The sequence below is a fragment of the Variovorax raffinosi genome (genome assembly GCF_051216615.1).
Taxonomy (GTDB): domain Bacteria; phylum Pseudomonadota; class Gammaproteobacteria; order Burkholderiales; family Burkholderiaceae_C; genus Variovorax.
Window position 1 is genome coordinate 905,834 of sequence record NZ_JBPJZR010000002.1, and the last position, 15,400, is coordinate 921,233.

Annotated in this window: 16 protein-coding genes; 1 reads left to right on the forward strand and 15 read right to left on the reverse strand. The window is 67.4% G+C overall.

Annotation, left to right across the window (positions count from 1 at the left end):
* Positions 1 to 25 precede the first annotated feature (25 nt).
* Genes ACSFB7_RS10150 through ACSFB7_RS10195 form a run of 10 tightly spaced genes read right to left on the reverse strand, consistent with a single transcriptional unit; the run spans position 26 to position 9,359 of the window.
* A complete protein-coding gene (locus tag ACSFB7_RS10150; protein WP_435469563.1) occupies positions 26 to 634 on the reverse strand; it encodes a glutathione S-transferase in 609 nt (202 codons plus the stop codon).
* 24 nt (positions 635 to 658) lie between these two features.
* A complete protein-coding gene (locus tag ACSFB7_RS10155; protein WP_435469565.1) occupies positions 659 to 2,386 on the reverse strand; it encodes an FAD-dependent oxidoreductase in 1,728 nt (575 codons plus the stop codon).
* Complete coding sequence (locus ACSFB7_RS10160) at positions 2,386 to 3,129, reverse strand: SDR family NAD(P)-dependent oxidoreductase (RefSeq protein WP_435469568.1); 744 nt, start codon at positions 3,127 to 3,129, stop codon at positions 2,386 to 2,388. The genes ACSFB7_RS10155 and ACSFB7_RS10160 overlap by 1 nt, the downstream gene beginning before the upstream one ends.
* 24 nt (positions 3,130 to 3,153) lie before the next feature.
* Positions 3,154 to 3,903: an SDR family NAD(P)-dependent oxidoreductase gene (locus tag ACSFB7_RS10165; protein WP_435469570.1), complete on the reverse strand. Its 750-nt coding sequence runs from the start codon at positions 3,901 to 3,903 to the stop codon at positions 3,154 to 3,156.
* 25 nt (positions 3,904 to 3,928) lie between these two features.
* A complete protein-coding gene (locus ACSFB7_RS10170) occupies positions 3,929 to 4,648 on the reverse strand; it encodes an ABC transporter ATP-binding protein (RefSeq protein ID WP_435469572.1) in 720 nt (239 codons plus the stop codon).
* Positions 4,641 to 5,417 (reverse strand): ABC transporter ATP-binding protein, encoded by a 777-nt coding sequence (locus ACSFB7_RS10175; protein WP_435469574.1) that lies wholly within the window; start codon positions 5,415 to 5,417, stop codon positions 4,641 to 4,643. The genes ACSFB7_RS10170 and ACSFB7_RS10175 overlap by 8 nt, the downstream gene beginning before the upstream one ends.
* Positions 5,414 to 6,397: a branched-chain amino acid ABC transporter permease gene (locus tag ACSFB7_RS10180; protein WP_435469576.1), complete on the reverse strand. Its 984-nt coding sequence runs from the start codon at positions 6,395 to 6,397 to the stop codon at positions 5,414 to 5,416. Before ACSFB7_RS10180 ends, ACSFB7_RS10175 begins: the two co-directional genes overlap by 4 nt.
* Positions 6,394 to 7,296, reverse strand: a complete 903-nt coding sequence (locus tag ACSFB7_RS10185) for a branched-chain amino acid ABC transporter permease (protein WP_435469578.1) — start codon at positions 7,294 to 7,296, stop codon at positions 6,394 to 6,396. The genes ACSFB7_RS10180 and ACSFB7_RS10185 overlap by 4 nt, the downstream gene beginning before the upstream one ends.
* Before the next feature lie 13 nt (positions 7,297 to 7,309).
* Positions 7,310 to 8,536, reverse strand: a complete 1,227-nt coding sequence (locus tag ACSFB7_RS10190; protein ID WP_435469579.1) for an ABC transporter substrate-binding protein — start codon at positions 8,534 to 8,536, stop codon at positions 7,310 to 7,312.
* A gap of 43 nt (positions 8,537 to 8,579) precedes the next feature.
* A complete protein-coding gene (locus tag ACSFB7_RS10195; protein WP_394484714.1) occupies positions 8,580 to 9,359 on the reverse strand; it encodes an SDR family NAD(P)-dependent oxidoreductase in 780 nt (259 codons plus the stop codon).
* A 146-nt stretch (positions 9,360 to 9,505) separates the two neighbouring features.
* Here ACSFB7_RS10195 and ACSFB7_RS10200 point away from each other — a divergent pair, with 146 nt between their 5' ends.
* The gene (locus ACSFB7_RS10200) at positions 9,506 to 10,240 is read left to right on the forward strand and encodes a GntR family transcriptional regulator (RefSeq protein WP_435469582.1); all 735 of its coding nucleotides are present in this window, start codon (positions 9,506 to 9,508) and stop codon (positions 10,238 to 10,240) included.
* On the opposite strand, the gene ACSFB7_RS10205 is transcribed toward ACSFB7_RS10200, so the two are convergent.
* The 5 genes from ACSFB7_RS10205 to ACSFB7_RS10225 form a co-directional block, all read right to left on the reverse strand.
* Positions 10,227 to 11,111 (reverse strand): acyl-CoA thioesterase, encoded by an 885-nt coding sequence (locus tag ACSFB7_RS10205; RefSeq protein WP_435469584.1) that lies wholly within the window; start codon positions 11,109 to 11,111, stop codon positions 10,227 to 10,229. The two genes, ACSFB7_RS10200 and ACSFB7_RS10205, sit on opposite strands and share 14 nt — an antisense overlap.
* A gap of 102 nt (positions 11,112 to 11,213) precedes the next feature.
* The gene (locus ACSFB7_RS10210) at positions 11,214 to 11,903 is read right to left on the reverse strand and encodes a hypothetical protein (protein ID WP_435469585.1); all 690 of its coding nucleotides are present in this window, start codon (positions 11,901 to 11,903) and stop codon (positions 11,214 to 11,216) included.
* Positions 11,904 to 11,967: 64 nt separating this feature from the next.
* Complete coding sequence (locus ACSFB7_RS10215; protein ID WP_435469587.1) at positions 11,968 to 13,317, reverse strand: FAD-dependent oxidoreductase; 1,350 nt, start codon at positions 13,315 to 13,317, stop codon at positions 11,968 to 11,970.
* Positions 13,317 to 14,294, reverse strand: a complete 978-nt coding sequence (locus ACSFB7_RS10220) for a Bug family tripartite tricarboxylate transporter substrate binding protein (protein WP_435469589.1) — start codon at positions 14,292 to 14,294, stop codon at positions 13,317 to 13,319. Before ACSFB7_RS10220 ends, ACSFB7_RS10215 begins: the two co-directional genes overlap by 1 nt.
* 84 nt (positions 14,295 to 14,378) lie before the next feature.
* Entirely contained in the window at positions 14,379 to 15,356 is a 978-nt protein-coding gene (locus tag ACSFB7_RS10225) for a Bug family tripartite tricarboxylate transporter substrate binding protein (protein ID WP_435469591.1), read from the reverse strand.
* Positions 15,357 to 15,400 lie beyond the last annotated feature (44 nt).

A 15,400-nucleotide genomic window follows, 5' to 3' on the forward strand; every position in this document is an offset into this window, starting at 1 on the left:
GCGGCGCCTCAGAAAGCCCCAAAACTCAGGCAGTCGGCAAAGTAGCCTGCATCGACGCGCGCTGATTGAAGACCTCGAACCACTTCGCACTGTTCGGCGCCTCGGCACGCCAATCGACAGTGGGAAAGCGGAAGTCCATGTAGCCCAGCGCACAAGCGAAAGCGATCGTTCCGATGTCGACACGGTCACCAAAAGAAGGCGCCGCGGTTTCGAGCCATTCGAGGCCGGTGCGTACCTTCGCGAGCTGGCCATCGGTCCATTCGCTCCAACGCAGCGGCTCGGGGCGCAGCACGTTCTCATAGCGCGCGAGCAGTGCGGCGCCCGTCATGCCGTCGGCCAGCGACAACTCGGTCAGGCGTGCCCAACGGTCCGCGCCTTCGGCCGGGAACAGCTTGCCCGACTGCGTGGCGTTCAGGTACTCGCAGATCACGCGGCTGTCGAACAACACCTGGCCGTCACCGGTGAGGAAGGTCGGCACCTGGCCGAGCGGGTTCTTCGGAATGATGGTGGCATCGCGCTTCACCGGGCCGGCCGCGCTCGGCAGCTTCTCGATGCGGTCGGCAATGCCGAGTTCATGCGCCACGACCATGCACTTGCGCACGAAGGGGGAAGCGGGAGAGAAAAAGATTTGCATGATGGTGTGAAGTGATGTTTGTCGTCAGGCGTGTTCTGCAGAACCATGGGCCAGGTGCATGCCGGCCACCCAGCCGAAGGTTAGCGCAGGGCCGAGCGTGATGCCGGGCGCCGGGTACTCGCCGCCCATGACCGAGTGCATGTCGTTGCCGGCCACGTACAGGCCTGCGATGGGCTCGCCCTGCGCATCGAGCGCGCGGGCGTTCGCGTCGGCGCGAATGCCGAGCGCGGTGCCGATGTCGCCGGGGTACACCTTCACGGCATAGAACGGCGCCTGCTTCACCGGCGCGAGGCAGGCGTTGGGTTGATGCTCCGGATCGCCGAGGTAGCGGTTGTAGGCATCGCTGCCCTTGCCGAACACCGGGTCCTGGCCTTGCGCTGCGAGCGGGTTGAATTTGGCGACGGTGCGTGCCAAGCCAGTTGGGTCCACGCCCGCCTGCTGCGCGAGTGCTTCGAGCGTGTCGGCGCGGTACAGATAACCGGCGCGCACCAGATGCTCGCGCGAGCGGCCGCCGGGCAATGCGAGGCCAAGGCCCCACTTCTCCATGAAGGCGCTGTCGCACACCAGCACGGCAGGGATGCTCGTGGCCTTCGCATTCGCTCGGTACATGCCGCGCACGAACTCGTGGTACGAGGTCGATTCGTTGACGAAGCGCTCGCCGCGCGCATCGACCGCGATCAGCCCCGGCTTCGCGCGGTCCCACACCAGATGCGGATAACGCAGCACGCTGCCGTCGGGCCGTGTGAGCAGCGAGACAGGCGCCCACAGCGCCGGGCCCGTGTGGCCGGTGCCGAGCACGCCACCGGCCTGCTGCGCCATCGCGATGCCTTCACCGGCATTGTCTTGGGGCGACATCGAATATGGGCCGGTGGGCGCGGGGTAGTGCTGGCCGCGCATGGCCGCGTTCCACGGAAAGCCGCCGGTAGCGATGACCACGCCGCGCCGCGCGCGCACGGTCAGCTCCTTGCCGTCGCGGCGCAGGCGCACGCCGGTGACGGCGCCCGTGGCGTCCTTCTCCAGCCCCAGTGCCGGCGTGTTCAGCCAGAACGGAATGCCCTTCTTCAGCACGCTGTGAAAGAGCCGCGCCGCCAGCGCATTGCCCAGCAGCAGCCGCGTGCCGCGGTGATGGCCGCTCAGGCGGTCGCCGAAGTAACGCAGCACCATCTTCACGCCATGCTTCCACGATGCGAACGAGCGCCAGACCCCGAGCAGGTGCTTCACGTCGGTCATGTTGACCATCATCCCGCCGAGCACGCAGAACTCGGGCAGCGGATCGCGCAGTGTCTTGAAGTGCGCACCGAGCAGCCGGCCGTCGAACTCGATGGGGTCGAGCGAACGGCCGCCCATGGCGGCGCCTTCGCGGTCGGGGTAGTAGTCGGGCGAATAGGTGCGCGCGGCCAGTTGCACGTCGGTGCGTTCGCGCAGGTAGCGCAATGCAAGCGGGCCTGCGTCGAGGAATGCGTGGCGCAGCTCTTCGTCGCCGGCCGCGCCCACGGTGTTCTGCAGGTAGGTCCAGGCCTTGCCGCGCGTGTCGGGGTGGCCGGCCGCCTCGGCCTGGTCGTTGAGCGGCACCCACACGGCGCCGCCCGAGATGGCGGTCGATCCACCGATGCGATCGGTCTTCTCGACCACGAGCACGTCGAGGCCTTCGAGCTTTGCGGTGAGCGCGGCGGAAAGACCACCCGCGCCGCTGCCGATGACGACGACGTCGTACGCGGTCTTTTCTTGTTGCTGTTGTTGCTGTTGTGCCATCAGGACCCGGAGCCTCCGAGCGACTTGCCGCCATCGACAAACAACACCTGCCCCGTGACGAAGCAGGTCGAGGGCGATGCGAAGAAGGCCACCGCATGCGCGATGTCTTCGGGCCGGCCGGCCGCGCCGGTGGGCTGCAGCGCAAGCTGCGCGGCCAGGCGTTCGGGCGACAGCGCGCGCAGCAACGGCGTGTCGATCAGGCCCGGTGCGATGGCGTTGACCATGATGCCGCGCGGTGCAAGCTCCATCGCGCTGGCGCGCGTGTAGCCGACCAGCGCGGCCTTCGAGGCCACGTAGTGCGCGTGGTTCTTCGCGCCCAGATAAGCACGCGACGCGATGTTGACGATGCGCGCGCCGTCCGCCATCTTGCGTGCGGCCTCCTGCGTGAGCGTGGCCACGGCCAGCAGGTTCACTTCATACATGCGGCGGAAGTCCGCCGAGGTCACGTCGAGAAAAGCCCGCTCGTCGAAGATGCCGGCGTTGTTGACCAGCGCCGCGAGCGGCGGCAGCTGCTGCACCATCGCGCGCACTGCCGCTTCGTCGGTGAGGTCGATGGCGCGGCACTCCACGTCGAGGCCGACAGCGCGCAGCACCTGCGTTTCGCGCTCGGCCAGTTCGCCGTTGAAGTCGGCCATCACCACGTGCCAGCCATCGCGCGCCATGCGCTCGACGATGGCGCGGCCCATGCCGCTGGCGCCGCCTGTCACAAGGACGAGCGGCTTTTCTGTACTGCTGTTGTTCATGGTTGTTCCGATGTGCGGCGGTGCTCAGACCGCCAGGTAGCCGCCATCGACCGGCAGCACCACGCCATTGACGTAGCTGGCCATCGACGACGCAAGAAAGACGACCGGCCCGGCAATCTCGTCGGCCTCGCCGTGGCGCTTGATGGGCACGCGGCTCATGTACCAGTCGGTGCCGTGTTCGGTCTCGCGCTGGCCGGCCGTCATGTCGGTGACCATCAGGCCCGGCGCCACCGCGTTCACGCGCACGCCGTACGGTGCGAGGTCGCGCGCCAGCACTTGCGTGAGCGAGCGCACTCCTCCCTTGGCGACCACGTAGCCGGCCGACGAGATGCCCGCGCCGAAGGCGACGATGGACGACAGGTTCACGATGTTCCCCTGCGTGCGCTTGAGCGCCGGCACGAAGGACTGCGTGACGTTGAACACGCCCTGCAGGTTGACCGACATCACGCGGTCCCAGGCTTCGCGCGCGCCGGGTTCGTCGAACTTCGAGCGTGCCGAGATGCCAGCGTTGTTGACCAGCACGTCGATGTCGCCATGCGACGCCGCGACGCGCACCGCGAGTGCATCGACCGCCGCCGCGTCGCTCACGTCGACGCTCTCGGCATCGGCACGGCCGCCGGCTTCGCGGATCGATGCGGCCACTTGTTGGGCCACGTCGAGGTCGCGGTCCACCACGAGCACGTGCGCACCTTCGGCCGCCATGCGGCGCGCGATGGCTTCGCCCAGGCCGCGTGCGGCACCGGTGACGAGCGAGAGTTTGTCTTTGAGGAGCATGGGAGTTTCCTTCAGGGAGGCGCCGTCAGACGCCGAGGTAGGCGCGGCGCACGGCCTCGTCGTTTGCCAGTTGCGCGGCGAGGCCGTGCAAAGAGATCTCGCCGTTTTCGAGGATGTAGCCGTAGCTGGACACGGCCAGCGCAAGCTGCACGTTCTGCTCGACCAGCAGGATGGTGATCTTCTGTTCGCGGTGCAGGCGCTCGATGATCTCGAACATCTGCTCCACCAGCAGTGGCGACAGGCCCATCGACGGTTCGTCGAACAGCATCACGCGCGGGCGCGCCATCACCGCGCGGCCGATGGCCAGCATCTGCTGTTCGCCGCCCGACAGGGTGGCGGCCATCTGGTGCTGGCGCTCCTTCAGGCGCGGGAACATCGTGTAGACCGATTCGAGGTCGTTGCGAATGCCCGCGCGGTCGCGCCGCAGATACGCACCCAGGTCGAGGTTCTCGCGCACGCTCATGTCGCGGAACACCTGGCGGCCTTCGGGCACCTGCACGATGCCGCGCTTGACGAGTGCGTCGGAGCCCAATCGGTCGATGCGTTCGCCATCGAGCCGCACCTCGCCCTCGGTGCAGTCCACAAGGTTCGAGATGCAGTTGAGCGTGGTGGTCTTGCCCGCGCCGTTGCTGCCGAGCAGCGCGACGATCTCGCCCTCGGGCACGTCGACCGACACATCGCAGAGCGCCTGGATGCGGCCATAGGCGGCCGAGATGGCGCGCAGGGACAACAATGCTTCAGCCATGCGCGGCTCCCTTTCCATTTCCCTTGCCCAGGTAGGCTTCGATCACGCGCGCATTGCTACCGATTTCCGCGGGCGTGCCTTCCGCGATCTTTTCGCCGAAGGCCATGACGGTGATGCGGTCCGAGATCGACATCACCAGTTGCATCACATGCTCGACCAGCAGCACGGTGATGCCGTCGCGCGCCACCAGTTCCTTGAGCAACCGGTCGAGGCTTTCGATCTCGCGGTTGCGCAAACCGGCCGCTGGCTCGTCGAGCAGCAGCAGCTTGGGCTTGATGGCCAGTGCGCGCGCCAACTCCAGCAGCTTCTGGCGGCCGAAGTCGAGGTCGCGTGCCGGCTGGTGGCGTTCGTCGGCCAAGCCCACGCGCTCCAGCAGGTGCATCGCGAAGTCTTCGGTTTCGCGATCGGGGCGGCGCAGCAGCCGGCCCAGCGTGTTGGCGCCGCGCGAGTGCGTGCCGAGCAACACGTTCTCGAGCACCGACAGTTCGGCGAACAGCTCCAGGTTCTGGAAGGTGCGCGCGATGCCCAGCGAGGCCATGCGATGCGGCGACACGCTGGTCAGCTCGCGGCCCTCGAAGGTCACGCTGCCGCTGCTCGGCGTGTAGAAGCGCGAGATGCAGTTGAAGGTGGTCGACTTGCCCGCGCCGTTCGGCCCGATCAGCGCGTGGATGCGGCCCTGCTCCACCTGGAACGAAAGCCCGTTCACCGCCTTGAGGCCGCCGAACACCACGCTGATGTCGCGCACGTCGAGAAATGCAGTCGCGCTCATGCGTGCTTCTCCGTTGCATTCACGGAGGTCGCGCGCTGCGACTTGCGCCGCGCAGTGAACAGCGACGCCATGCCCTTGGGCAGGAACATCATGAAGAGCATGAGGATGCCGCCGTAGATGATTTCCTGGTACGACGGTGCCTGCCGCAGCAGCTCCGACGCCAGGCCGAACACGATGGCGCCGGCCACCGCGCCGCGCACCGAACCGAGGCCGCCCACCACCACCATCGTGAGGATCAGGATGGTGGTCTGAAAGCCCAGGCTCTCGGGATGAATGAACGAGGTGAACAGCGTGTACATGCCGCCCGCCACGCCCGCGAAGGCCGCCGACAGCACGAAGGCCGTGACCTTCACCATGCGCGTGTTCACGCCCATCGCCACGGCCGCCACGTCGCTCTCGCGCACCGCGCGGAACGACGAGCCCAGCCGCGAGCGCGACAGCGCCACGGTCAGCCACAGCATCAGCGCCGCGATGGCGATGACGAAGGGGTAGGCCTGCAGGTCGTTCATGAGCTGGTAGCCGCCGAGCGAGGCCGGCTTCATCTGCAAGCCGTTCGAGCCGTTGGTCACCGACTCCCAGTTCAAGAACACCCACTGCATCGCCTCGCCGAAAGCGAAGGTGGCCAACGCAAGATAGATGTCGCGCATGCGCAGCGCCAGCAGGCCGATGACCCAGCCCAACGCGGCCGACAGCACCGCGCCCGCAAGGATCGACACGAAGAACGGCGGCTGCCACTGGTTGTTGATGAGTCCGGCCGTGTAGATGCCGATGCCGAAGAAGGCCGCGTGCGACAGCGCGAACTGGCCCGTCTCGCCGATGACCAGGTGCATGCCCAGCGCGAGCACCGAGAACACCATCAGCAGGTTGACCACGTACAGCACGTAGCCGCTGGTGGTGAAGGGCAGGACCGCGAGCACCACGGCCATGCCGAGCAGCACCGCGCGGTCCCACCACGGGGACGAAACTGTCGAAGCGCTCATACCTTCTTCACCTGAGGCTTGCCGCCGAGCAGCCCTTGCGGACGCACCAGCAGCACCACCATGATCGCCACGAAGGGCGCGACCACGATGGCGTTGGACGAAATGAACAGCCCCACCAGGTTCTCGACGATGCCGATGATGAAGCCGCCGACCACCGCGCCCGGCAGGCTGGTGAAGCCGCCGACGATGGCGGCCGCATAGGCCAGGATCGCGATGTGGCCGATGTCGGGCGTGATGAGAATCTTGGGCGTGATGAGCAGCGCCGAGATGGCCGAGATGACACCCGTGAGCGCCCAGATCTTCATGCGGATGGTGCCGAGCTTCACGCCCACGATCTGCGCGCCGCGCGGGTTCATGCCCACCGCGCGCATGGCCTGGCCGGTGCGGGTGCGCGTGAACATCAAATACAGCAACACCATCACCACCACGGCCGAGCCGAAGATGGCCAGGTCGAGCAGCGTGAGCGAGGCCTGCCCGATCATGATCGGGTCTTGCGGCACCAGCGAAGGCAGCGAGCGCGGCGTGTCGCCCAGCCCGGTCTTGCGCACCAAGCCCTTGAGCAGGTACGCAAAGCCGAGCGTGGCAATCACGAGTTGCACGCCGACGCCGCGCGAGGCGGTCACGCGCTGCATCACCACGCGCTGGAACGCGGCGGCGAGCATGGCGGTGACCACGATGCTCGCGAGCACCGCGGCCCAGTAGGGCCATCCCCACACCACCAGCGGAAAGAGCGCGGCGTAGCCGCCGGCCATGAAGATTTCGCCCTGCGAGAAGTTCGGCACGTCGGTGGTCTTGAAGACCATGACGATCGCCACCGCGAGCAGCGCGTAGACGCTGCCGGTGACGATGCCGGACAGCACGCCCTGCTGGACGAACAGCCAGATGTCAGAAAGGCTCATGTCGCGCCGGCCCTCAGGGCTTGTACTTCCACACGCTCTTGTAGCTGCCGGGCACCAGGGCCATGTTGCTGCCGTCGAACTTGATGTAGATGGCCGACTCCTGCGCCGCGCGGTCGTCGGGGCCGAACTCGATCGGGCCGGCCATGACGCCGGAGTCGAACTTCATGGTCGAGAGTGCGGTCAGCACCTTCTCGCGCGTGGGGTTCGGGCCGGCGGCCTTCAGTGCGTTGACCACGGCCATCGCGGGCGGAATGCCGTAGGGCATGTAGGCCTGCGGATGGCCGGGCTTGGAAGCCAGTTCGGGGTAGGCGGCCTTGTACATGTCGTACACCCATTTCAGCTTGGGGCCGCCGGGCACGTCGGCCAGCACTTCCTGGATGTAGACGTTCTTGAAGGCATCCTTGTTGCCCACGTTCTCGACCAGTTGCTTCAGGTCGGCGGTGGAGTTCACGGCCAGCACGATGGGCTTGTTGAAGCCCAGCTCGAAGGCGCGCTTGACGATCAGGCTCACCGGCCGTGCATAGGTGGTGAGCAGCAGCACGTCGGGGTTGGCCGCCTTGATCTTCAGCATGGGCGCCGTCACGTCGGTGATGTTCGGGTTGACCGACTGCACCTGCAGGTCGATACCGCCGAGCGCCTTGGCCTGTGCCTGGGCCGATTCGAGGTTCCAGCCGCCGTAGGCGTCGTCGTGGTTGATGTAGCCGATCTTCTTGGCCTTGAGGTGCTCGCTCGCGAACTGCACCATCGAGCCGCCCACCGCATGCTGCGAGATGGAGAACGCGCCGTAGATGTACTTCGAGGGCGGATACAGCGCGCCGTCGCCCGAGGCGTTGAGCATCACCAGCGGAATCTTCGCGCGCTCGACGTATTCGCGCGCGCCCACCACGGCCGCCGAGCACGAGCCGCCGTTGAGCAGAAACACCTGGTCCTGTTCGGTGAGCTTCTTCACCGCGGCCAGCAGGTCATTGGCGTTGCAGCGGTCGTCTTCGACCACGAGTTCGATCTTGCGGCCGTTCACGCCGCCTTCCTTGTTGATCTTGTCGTAGTACATCTTCGCGGCGTTGATCACGTCGAAGCCGTAGTTCATCGACGCGCCCGACATCGGCGAGAACATGCCGATCTTGATGGTTTTGTCGGTCAGGCCTGGCTCGGCCTGCGCGAAGGCGGCGCCGGTCAGGGTGGACAGTGCGGCGACCAGTGCCACGCGTGCCAGGGCGGGAATCAGAGGGTTCTTTTTCATGAGCTGTCTCCGTTGGTATGTGTGAGTGAAAGGCGCTGCCCGCCTACTGCATGCGGTAGCCGCCGTTGACGTCGATCACGTTGCCCGTGATGTACGCCGCCTGCTCCGAGACCAGGTAGTCGACCGCGCCGGCCACGTCGTCCACCGTGCCGATGCGCCCGAGCGGGATGTTGGCGGCGGCGGCGGTCAGCGCGCCGCTGCTCTGCACGGTGCCGCGCAGCATGTCGGTGTCGATCAGGCCGGGGGCCACCGAGTTGACGGTGATGCCCATGTGCGCCGATTCGCGCGCCATCGCCTTGGTCAGGCCCAGCACCGCCGACTTGGCGCCGATGTAGGTCGCGCTGGAGCGGTAGCCGCCGAGCTGCGCCGCCACCGAGCCGAAGGTGACGATGCGGCCATGCGCCACGGGCAGCGCCTCGCGCCGCCGCAGGTAGGCGCGGCCGCACAGGAACACGCTGCGCGCGTTGACCGCGAAGGTGCGTTCCCAGTCGTCGAGCGAGGTGTCCTTGATGAGCGAGCGCTCGCCGCCGGGCATCAGCAGGATGCCGGCCACGCAGACCAGCGCGGCGACGGGGCCGAGCTGGCTTTCGATGCCGTCGAACGCGGCCTCGACCGCGGCCTCGTCGCTCACGTCGAACTGGCGGAAGTGATGGCCATCGCCCAGCGACTGCGCCACGTTGCGCGCGTTGTCGCCGTCGATGTCGGCCACGACGACGCGAAAGCCGCTGGCCGCGAGGCGGCGGCACACGGCCTCGCCGATGCCACGGCCGCCGCCGGTCACGAGGGCCAGCCGGCCGGGTGCTTGTGCATGATGTTCCGCCATGGGCTGCGAGTTCTCCGTGTCGCGTCGGTGCGACGTGAAAGTTGATCGAGGGCCGCATTGTGTATACATGGATACTTTTTACAGTCCTCGTTAACCCTGATATCACGCCTTAATTCTTATATTCACTGGCATCATGTATACCTGACATGGACACACTCTCCCAACAAGTCACAGAGACGCTGCGCACCTGGATCCTTCACGGGCGGCTTGCGCCCGGCATGCGGGTCGAGGAAGTGCCGATCGCCGAAAGCCTGAAGGTGTCGCGCACGCCGGTGCGCGCCGCGCTGGCCGCGCTGGCCATGGAAGGGCTGATCGACCACCAGCCGAAGAAGGGCTATCTGGTGCGCTCGTTCGCGCTCGAAGACATCCTGGCGGCCTACGAGGTGCGCTCGGTGCTGGAGGGGCTGGCCTGCCGGCGCTTCGCGGCGCTGGGCGTGGACAAGCCGACCGCCGCGCTATTGCAGGAGTGCCTGCGCGAAGGCGACGAAATACTTGCGAAGGGGCAACTGCTGGTCGAAGACCTGGCGCCCTACCAGCAGATGAACGTGAAGCTGCACAACGCGCTGATGCACGGCGCGGGCAACCAGTGGATCGTGCGCTTCGGCGCGCAGGCGCAGGCGGTGCCTTTCGCGTCGGACCGGATCATGCTGTGGAACGACCACGGCGTGATCCTGCGTTCGCACGACGACCACCACCGCATCGTGCAGGCGGTGATCGCGGGCGACGCGGCGCGCGCCGAGCAACTGATGCGCGAGCATGTGTACTACGCCGGCATCCTGCTGCGCGACAACTACCAGCGGCTGCTGGACGAGCGCAGCCGCGACGGTGCGGCCCAGTCGCCGCTCGCGATGGGAGACCTCGGCGACTTCAGCGCGGCTTGACGATGCGCAGCATGCCCTCTTGCGCGGTGGAGGCCACCAGCCGGCCGTCGCGCGTGAACAGGCTGCCACGGCACAGGCCGCGCGCACCGCTTGCGCTGGGCGAATCGAGCACGTAGAGCAGCCAGTCGTCCATGCGGAAATCGCGGTGGAACCACATCGCGTGGTCCAGGCTCGCGGGGCGCACCTGCCCGCTCATGAAGCTCAGGCCGTGCGGCAGCATCGCGGCGCGCAGCAGGCCGTGGTCGGAGGCATAGGCCAGCAGCGCGCGGTGCACCATCGGATCGTCGGGCAGCGGCGCGATGGCGCGCATCCAGATCGCGCTTTCGGACGGGCGCACGGCCGGCGCCAGCAGGTCTTCAGGCTCGACGCGGCGGTACTCGATGCCGTGCGGCTCCAGCCCCTTGACGCGCCAGCGTTCGGGCAGGCGGTCGCCCAGTGCGATGCGCTGGTCGAGTTCGCTCGGCAAGCCGTCGGGGCCATCCACCTGGGGAATGGCGGACTGGTGCTCGATGCCGTCGTCCACCGTCTGGAACGAGGCCGACATCTCGAAAATGATGCGCTCCTGCTGGCGCGCCACCACATGGCGGGTGGTGAAGCTGCGGCCGTCGCGCACGCGGTCGACGCTGTATTCGATGGGCGCATGCTCGCCCGGCAGCAGGAAGTAGGCGTGCATCGAATGCACCGGCCGTTCGGCGCCGACCGTGAGGCTGGCGGCCATCAGCGACTGGCCGAGCACCTGGCCGCCGAACACGGCGGGCGTGCCGATGTCTTCGCTCTGCGCCAGGAAGCGGTCGCCCCCGAGCGGCTCTAGCTGCATGAGGGCGACGAGTTCGTCGACGAGGCGGGAGGCGGTGGCGGGATCGGTGGTCATCTGGCGGGGAGCGGTCAACGCAAAAAAGGGCAACCCGCAACCATAGCAAAGGCCGGGCCCGCGGGCTGTCGCGGGTCGGTCAGGCCGTTCGGAGAGCGCTTCTTACTTGTAGAAGCAGAAGCCCATGAGGCCGGCGCGGCAGCTGTAGTCGGTGCCGCCCTGGACAACGCGCACGGGCACGCCGCCCAGCAGCATCGAGCCGTCGTCGGCATACACCAGCGGCGTGGCCGTGGCCTTGGTGAAGGCGCCGCTGAGCGTTTCCTGCTCGACGAAGTTGACGTAGTAGCGCTTCGCAAAATCGACCGTGTCGGCCGACTTCAACGGCGCCGCCGCATAGCGCTTGCCGTAGATGGTGCCGAAGTAGCGCAGCGCCGATCCGGTGCGGTCGCCGTACTTCATCTCCGCCCTCGCAAAGCCGGTCTGGATCAGGAAGACCCGGTCCTCAGGCGTGAGGTCGGCGTCGAAGGCGATCAGCATGTACTGGCCCTCGAAGCTCTGGTTGCGCGCCACCTTCATATCGCCGATCAGGGCGGGCGTGATCTTGGTGCGGCCTTCCCAGCGCAGCAGCGCCGCCACGGACGGGTCGCCGTCGAACACGTAGTGGTAGGTGTCGCCGGCAATGGCGATCTTGCGGCCGTCCTTGGCCGCGACAAGGCTCAGGATCCGGTCCTTGCCGTGCACGGGCTGGCCTTCGGGGGTACTGGCGCAAGCCGACAGCATCAGGCCGAGGGCGGCGCAGGAAAGGGCGAGGAGGATGCGACGCGCGGTGGTCGACAACGAAAGAAAGTGCACTTTTCGTCCGGGGTTCGAGTTCATCAAGCCCCGGACTCTAGCGCCATCCGCGTGCATGGCGCGTTCAGCGGTCCAGGTCCACGCCGTCGGCGGCCAGCTTCTTTTGCAGTGCCGGCACGTCCACGCTTGCAAAGGCCGTGCGGCCCAGCGATGCCGCCGCCGTGCCCGCGGCCTGCCCCATGACGAAGCAGCCGCCGCTGGCGCGCGCGGCCGACTGGCCTTCGTGCGTCATCGAGGCGCAGCGCCCGGCCACCAGCAGGTTGTCGACCGCCTGCGGCACCAACATGCGCCAGGGCAGGTGGTTGTAGACATTGGCTTCGTCGCGCGGGAAGGCCCATTCGATGCGGCCGTCGGCATGCATTTCCATCGGCCACGCATTCAGGCCGATGTTGTCGTCGAACTTCGCGGACGAAAGGATGTCCTCGCGCCCGAGCGCATACAGCCCTTCGATGCGCCGCGTCTCGCGGATGCCGACCTGCGGCGCGATCTCCACGATGGCCGACCCCGCGAAGCCCGGCACCTCGGCCTTCAGGAACTTGAAGTACTCGCTGATCTGTCGGCGGCCTTCGAGTTCGCCTTCGGTGAGTTCGCGTGCGTCCACGCCGTTCATCGCATGGCCCTGGGCATTGCGGATCTGCGTGACGTTGGCGCGCCATTCGCGCGGGTCCTTGTTGGGCCGCAGGATCGCGCCTTCGCGCGGAAACTTGTAGGTGCCCGGCTTTTGCGCCTGCACGCGCGCCATGACGTCGTTGATGGCCTTGAACTCGCCCACGGCTTCGAGCGCGGCCGGTGCGTCGACCTGGCCGATGCGGAACATCGTGGTCGGGAACAGCCCGCTGCCGTGGCCGTCGCCCACCTCGAAGGGCACGCCCGCGAAGGCGGCCACGTCGGCGTCGCCGCTGGCGTCGATGAAGGCATTGGCGCGGATCGCCTGGCGGCCTGACTTGGTCTCGACCACCAGCGCCGCCATGCGCTTGCCGTCATGAATGACCGCCGCCGCAAGCGCATGGAACAGCAGCTTCACGCCCGCGGCTTCGAGCAACTGGTCGGCCGCCAGCTTGTAGGCCGAGGTGTCGTACGAACGCACGCGGATGCGCCCGCCCATGCCGTCCTGCGGCGCGTTCATACCGTTGAGCGCGGCGATGCGGTCGATCAGGTCGTCGACCACGCCGTGCACGAGCTGCGTCATCTCGCCCTTGCGCTTGCCGTACAGGCCCGCGAAGTTGGTCACGCCGCCGGCCGTGCCCATGCCGCCGAGAAAGCCATAGCGCTCCACCAGCAGCGTGTTGGCGCCGTGGCGCGCGGCGCTCACGGCGGCGGCGATGCCGGCGGGGCCGCCGCCGACCACCACCACGTCGTATTCACCAAAGACCGGCAGCTCGCGTGCCGGCTCGTGCAGGGTCTGGGCGGTCATCACTGCAACTTGATGCCGCGTGCGGAAATGATCTTGGTCATGATCGCCGCCTCTTCGTTCACGCGCGTGCGCATGCCGTCCGGCGAAGTGCCCACGGCCTGCCAGCCCTGCTCGAAGAGCTTGCGGCGCACGTCCGGGTCTTTCATGACGCCTTCGAGTGCATGGCTGATGCGCGCCTGCGCGGTCTTCGACAGGTTGGCCGGGCCGAGCAGCGCCACCCACACTTCGAGGTTGAAGTCCTTCACGCCGGCATCCGACAGCGGCGGAATCTCGGGCACCAGCGCGCTGCGGCCACCCGTGAGGCCGATGGCCTTGAGCTTGCCGGCCTTGATCTGCGGCATGGCCACGCCCGGGGGAATCAGGCCCATCTGCACCTGGTCGCCCAGCATGGCGGTGATGACCTGCGGGTTGCCCTGGTAGGGCACGTGCTCGGGCTTGAAGCCGGGCACGCGGGTCTTGAGCAGCTCCATGCCCAGGTGGCCGACCGAGCCGATGCCCACCGAGCCGTAGTTCCACTTGTCGCCGGCCTTGCGGCCTTCGTCGAAGAAGGCGGTGCCCGAGGGCAGGTTGTTCTGCGCCACCAGCACCAGCGGCGCGGTCGCGATCAGCGACAGGTAGGTGAAGTCCTTCACCGGGTCGTACGGCAGCTTGGCGTACAGCATCTTCGACGACGTGAGGTTGCCGTTGATGACGATGCCCAGCGTGTGGTCGTCGGTGGCCTTGGCCACCTGGTCGGCCGCGATGTTGCCCGAGGCGCCGGCCTTGTTGTCCACCACGATCGGCTGGCCCAGCGCCTTCGACAGCGGCTCGGCGATGGTGCGCGCCGCGATGTCGGGCGTGGAGCCACCCGGAAAGCCCACCAGCAGTCGGATCGGCTTGGTCGGCCAGGTGTTGTTGTCGGCGCTGGCGGTCAGCGGCAGCGCGGCGGCGGCAGCCAGACCGCAGGCAATCAGGAGGGCTCTCTTGGTGGCTTGCATGGAGAAAGGTGTGAAAAAGTTGTCAAAAAACAAAGGGGGCCAGCTTAACTGTCGGGCAAGACACCGGGCAAGGCCGCACCCTGCTTAATCAAGGCTGATGTTGCCCCTGCGCACCAGCTCGCCATACACCTTGGACTTGGCCTCGGCGTTGCGCCCGATTTCCTCGGGCGACCACGCCAGCGGCTCGAAGGCGAAGGTGTCGAAGCGGGCGCGGATCTCGGGGTCGGCGATGACCTGGGCCACGTCGGCATTGATCTTCGCCTTGATGGCCGCCGGCACGCCCTTGGGCGCGAGCAGCGACACGAAGGAATTGACCTCCAGCGAAGCCGGGCCGCCGGCCTCGGCCATGGTCGGCACATCGGGCATCTGCGGAATGCGCTTGGGCGCGGCAATGGCCAGGTAGCGCAGCTTGCCGGCCTTGTAGATGCCCTGGCTCGACGGGATGCTGGCAAAGCTCCACGGCACGTCGCCCGCGCCCACGTTCGAGAAGAGTTGCGACACCTCGCGGTACGGCGCGTGCCGCATGCGGATGCCGGTCAGCGCTTCGAGCTGCTGCGCGCCCAGGTGGCCGGGGCTGCCGACGCCCCAGGAGCCGTAGACCATCGCATCCGGCTCGGCCTTGGCGGCGGCAATCAGGTCGCTCATGTTCTTCCACTTCGAATCGGTGGCCACGGCCACGAAGAAGGGCGTGCGGAACAGCGAGGCCACCGGGTCGAAGTGCTGCAGCGTCACGAAGTTCTTCGACTTGTACAGGTGCGGCAGCGCGGCGATGTGTTCGCTGTCGAGCTGCAGCAGCGTGTAGCCGTCGGGCGCGGCGCGGCGTGCCTGGTCGATGGCGATGAAGCCGCCGCCACCGGGCTTGTTGTCGATCAGCACGCGCTGGCCCCACAGGCGCGAGAGCTTGTCGGACACGAGCCGCAGCACCGCGTCGGGCCCGCTGCCGGCCGCGAAGGGCGTGACCAGCGTCACCGGCTTGTTCGGAAAGTCGCCGGCCTGCGCCAGCGCGCCCGTGGTGGCGGTCAGGGCAAGGATGCCGGTCAGCAGTGCGCGCGGAAATTTCATGGTTTTGTCTCCTGGGCCTTTGGCCTCGAATAGTGATGATGAAG

Excerpts from the sequence above, each read along its gene's own strand:
- ACSFB7_RS10150 (WP_435469563.1), bottom strand. The coding sequence starts at position 634 with ATGCAAATCTTTTTCTCTCCCGCTTCCCCCTTCGTGCGCAAGTGCATG.
- ACSFB7_RS10155 (WP_435469565.1), bottom strand. The coding sequence starts at position 2,386 with ATGGCACAACAGCAACAACAGCAACAAGAAAAGACCGCGTACGACGTC.
- ACSFB7_RS10160 (WP_435469568.1), bottom strand. The coding sequence starts at position 3,129 with ATGAACAACAGCAGTACAGAAAAGCCGCTCGTCCTTGTGACAGGCGGC.
- ACSFB7_RS10165 (WP_435469570.1), bottom strand. The coding sequence starts at position 3,903 with ATGCTCCTCAAAGACAAACTCTCGCTCGTCACCGGTGCCGCACGCGGC.
- ACSFB7_RS10170 (WP_435469572.1), bottom strand. The coding sequence starts at position 4,648 with ATGGCTGAAGCATTGTTGTCCCTGCGCGCCATCTCGGCCGCCTATGGC.
- ACSFB7_RS10175 (WP_435469574.1), bottom strand. The coding sequence starts at position 5,417 with ATGAGCGCGACTGCATTTCTCGACGTGCGCGACATCAGCGTGGTGTTC.
- ACSFB7_RS10180 (WP_435469576.1), bottom strand. The coding sequence starts at position 6,397 with ATGAGCGCTTCGACAGTTTCGTCCCCGTGGTGGGACCGCGCGGTGCTG.
- ACSFB7_RS10185 (WP_435469578.1), bottom strand. The coding sequence starts at position 7,296 with ATGAGCCTTTCTGACATCTGGCTGTTCGTCCAGCAGGGCGTGCTGTCC.
- ACSFB7_RS10190 (WP_435469579.1), bottom strand. The coding sequence starts at position 8,536 with ATGAAAAAGAACCCTCTGATTCCCGCCCTGGCACGCGTGGCACTGGTC.
- ACSFB7_RS10195 (WP_394484714.1), bottom strand. The coding sequence starts at position 9,359 with ATGGCGGAACATCATGCACAAGCACCCGGCCGGCTGGCCCTCGTGACC.
- ACSFB7_RS10200 (WP_435469582.1), top strand. The coding sequence starts at position 9,506 with ATGGACACACTCTCCCAACAAGTCACAGAGACGCTGCGCACCTGGATC.
- ACSFB7_RS10205 (WP_435469584.1), bottom strand. The coding sequence starts at position 11,111 with ATGACCACCGATCCCGCCACCGCCTCCCGCCTCGTCGACGAACTCGTC.
- ACSFB7_RS10215 (WP_435469587.1), bottom strand. The coding sequence starts at position 13,317 with ATGACCGCCCAGACCCTGCACGAGCCGGCACGCGAGCTGCCGGTCTTT.
- ACSFB7_RS10220 (WP_435469589.1), bottom strand. The coding sequence starts at position 14,294 with ATGCAAGCCACCAAGAGAGCCCTCCTGATTGCCTGCGGTCTGGCTGCC.
- ACSFB7_RS10225 (WP_435469591.1), bottom strand. The coding sequence starts at position 15,356 with ATGAAATTTCCGCGCGCACTGCTGACCGGCATCCTTGCCCTGACCGCC.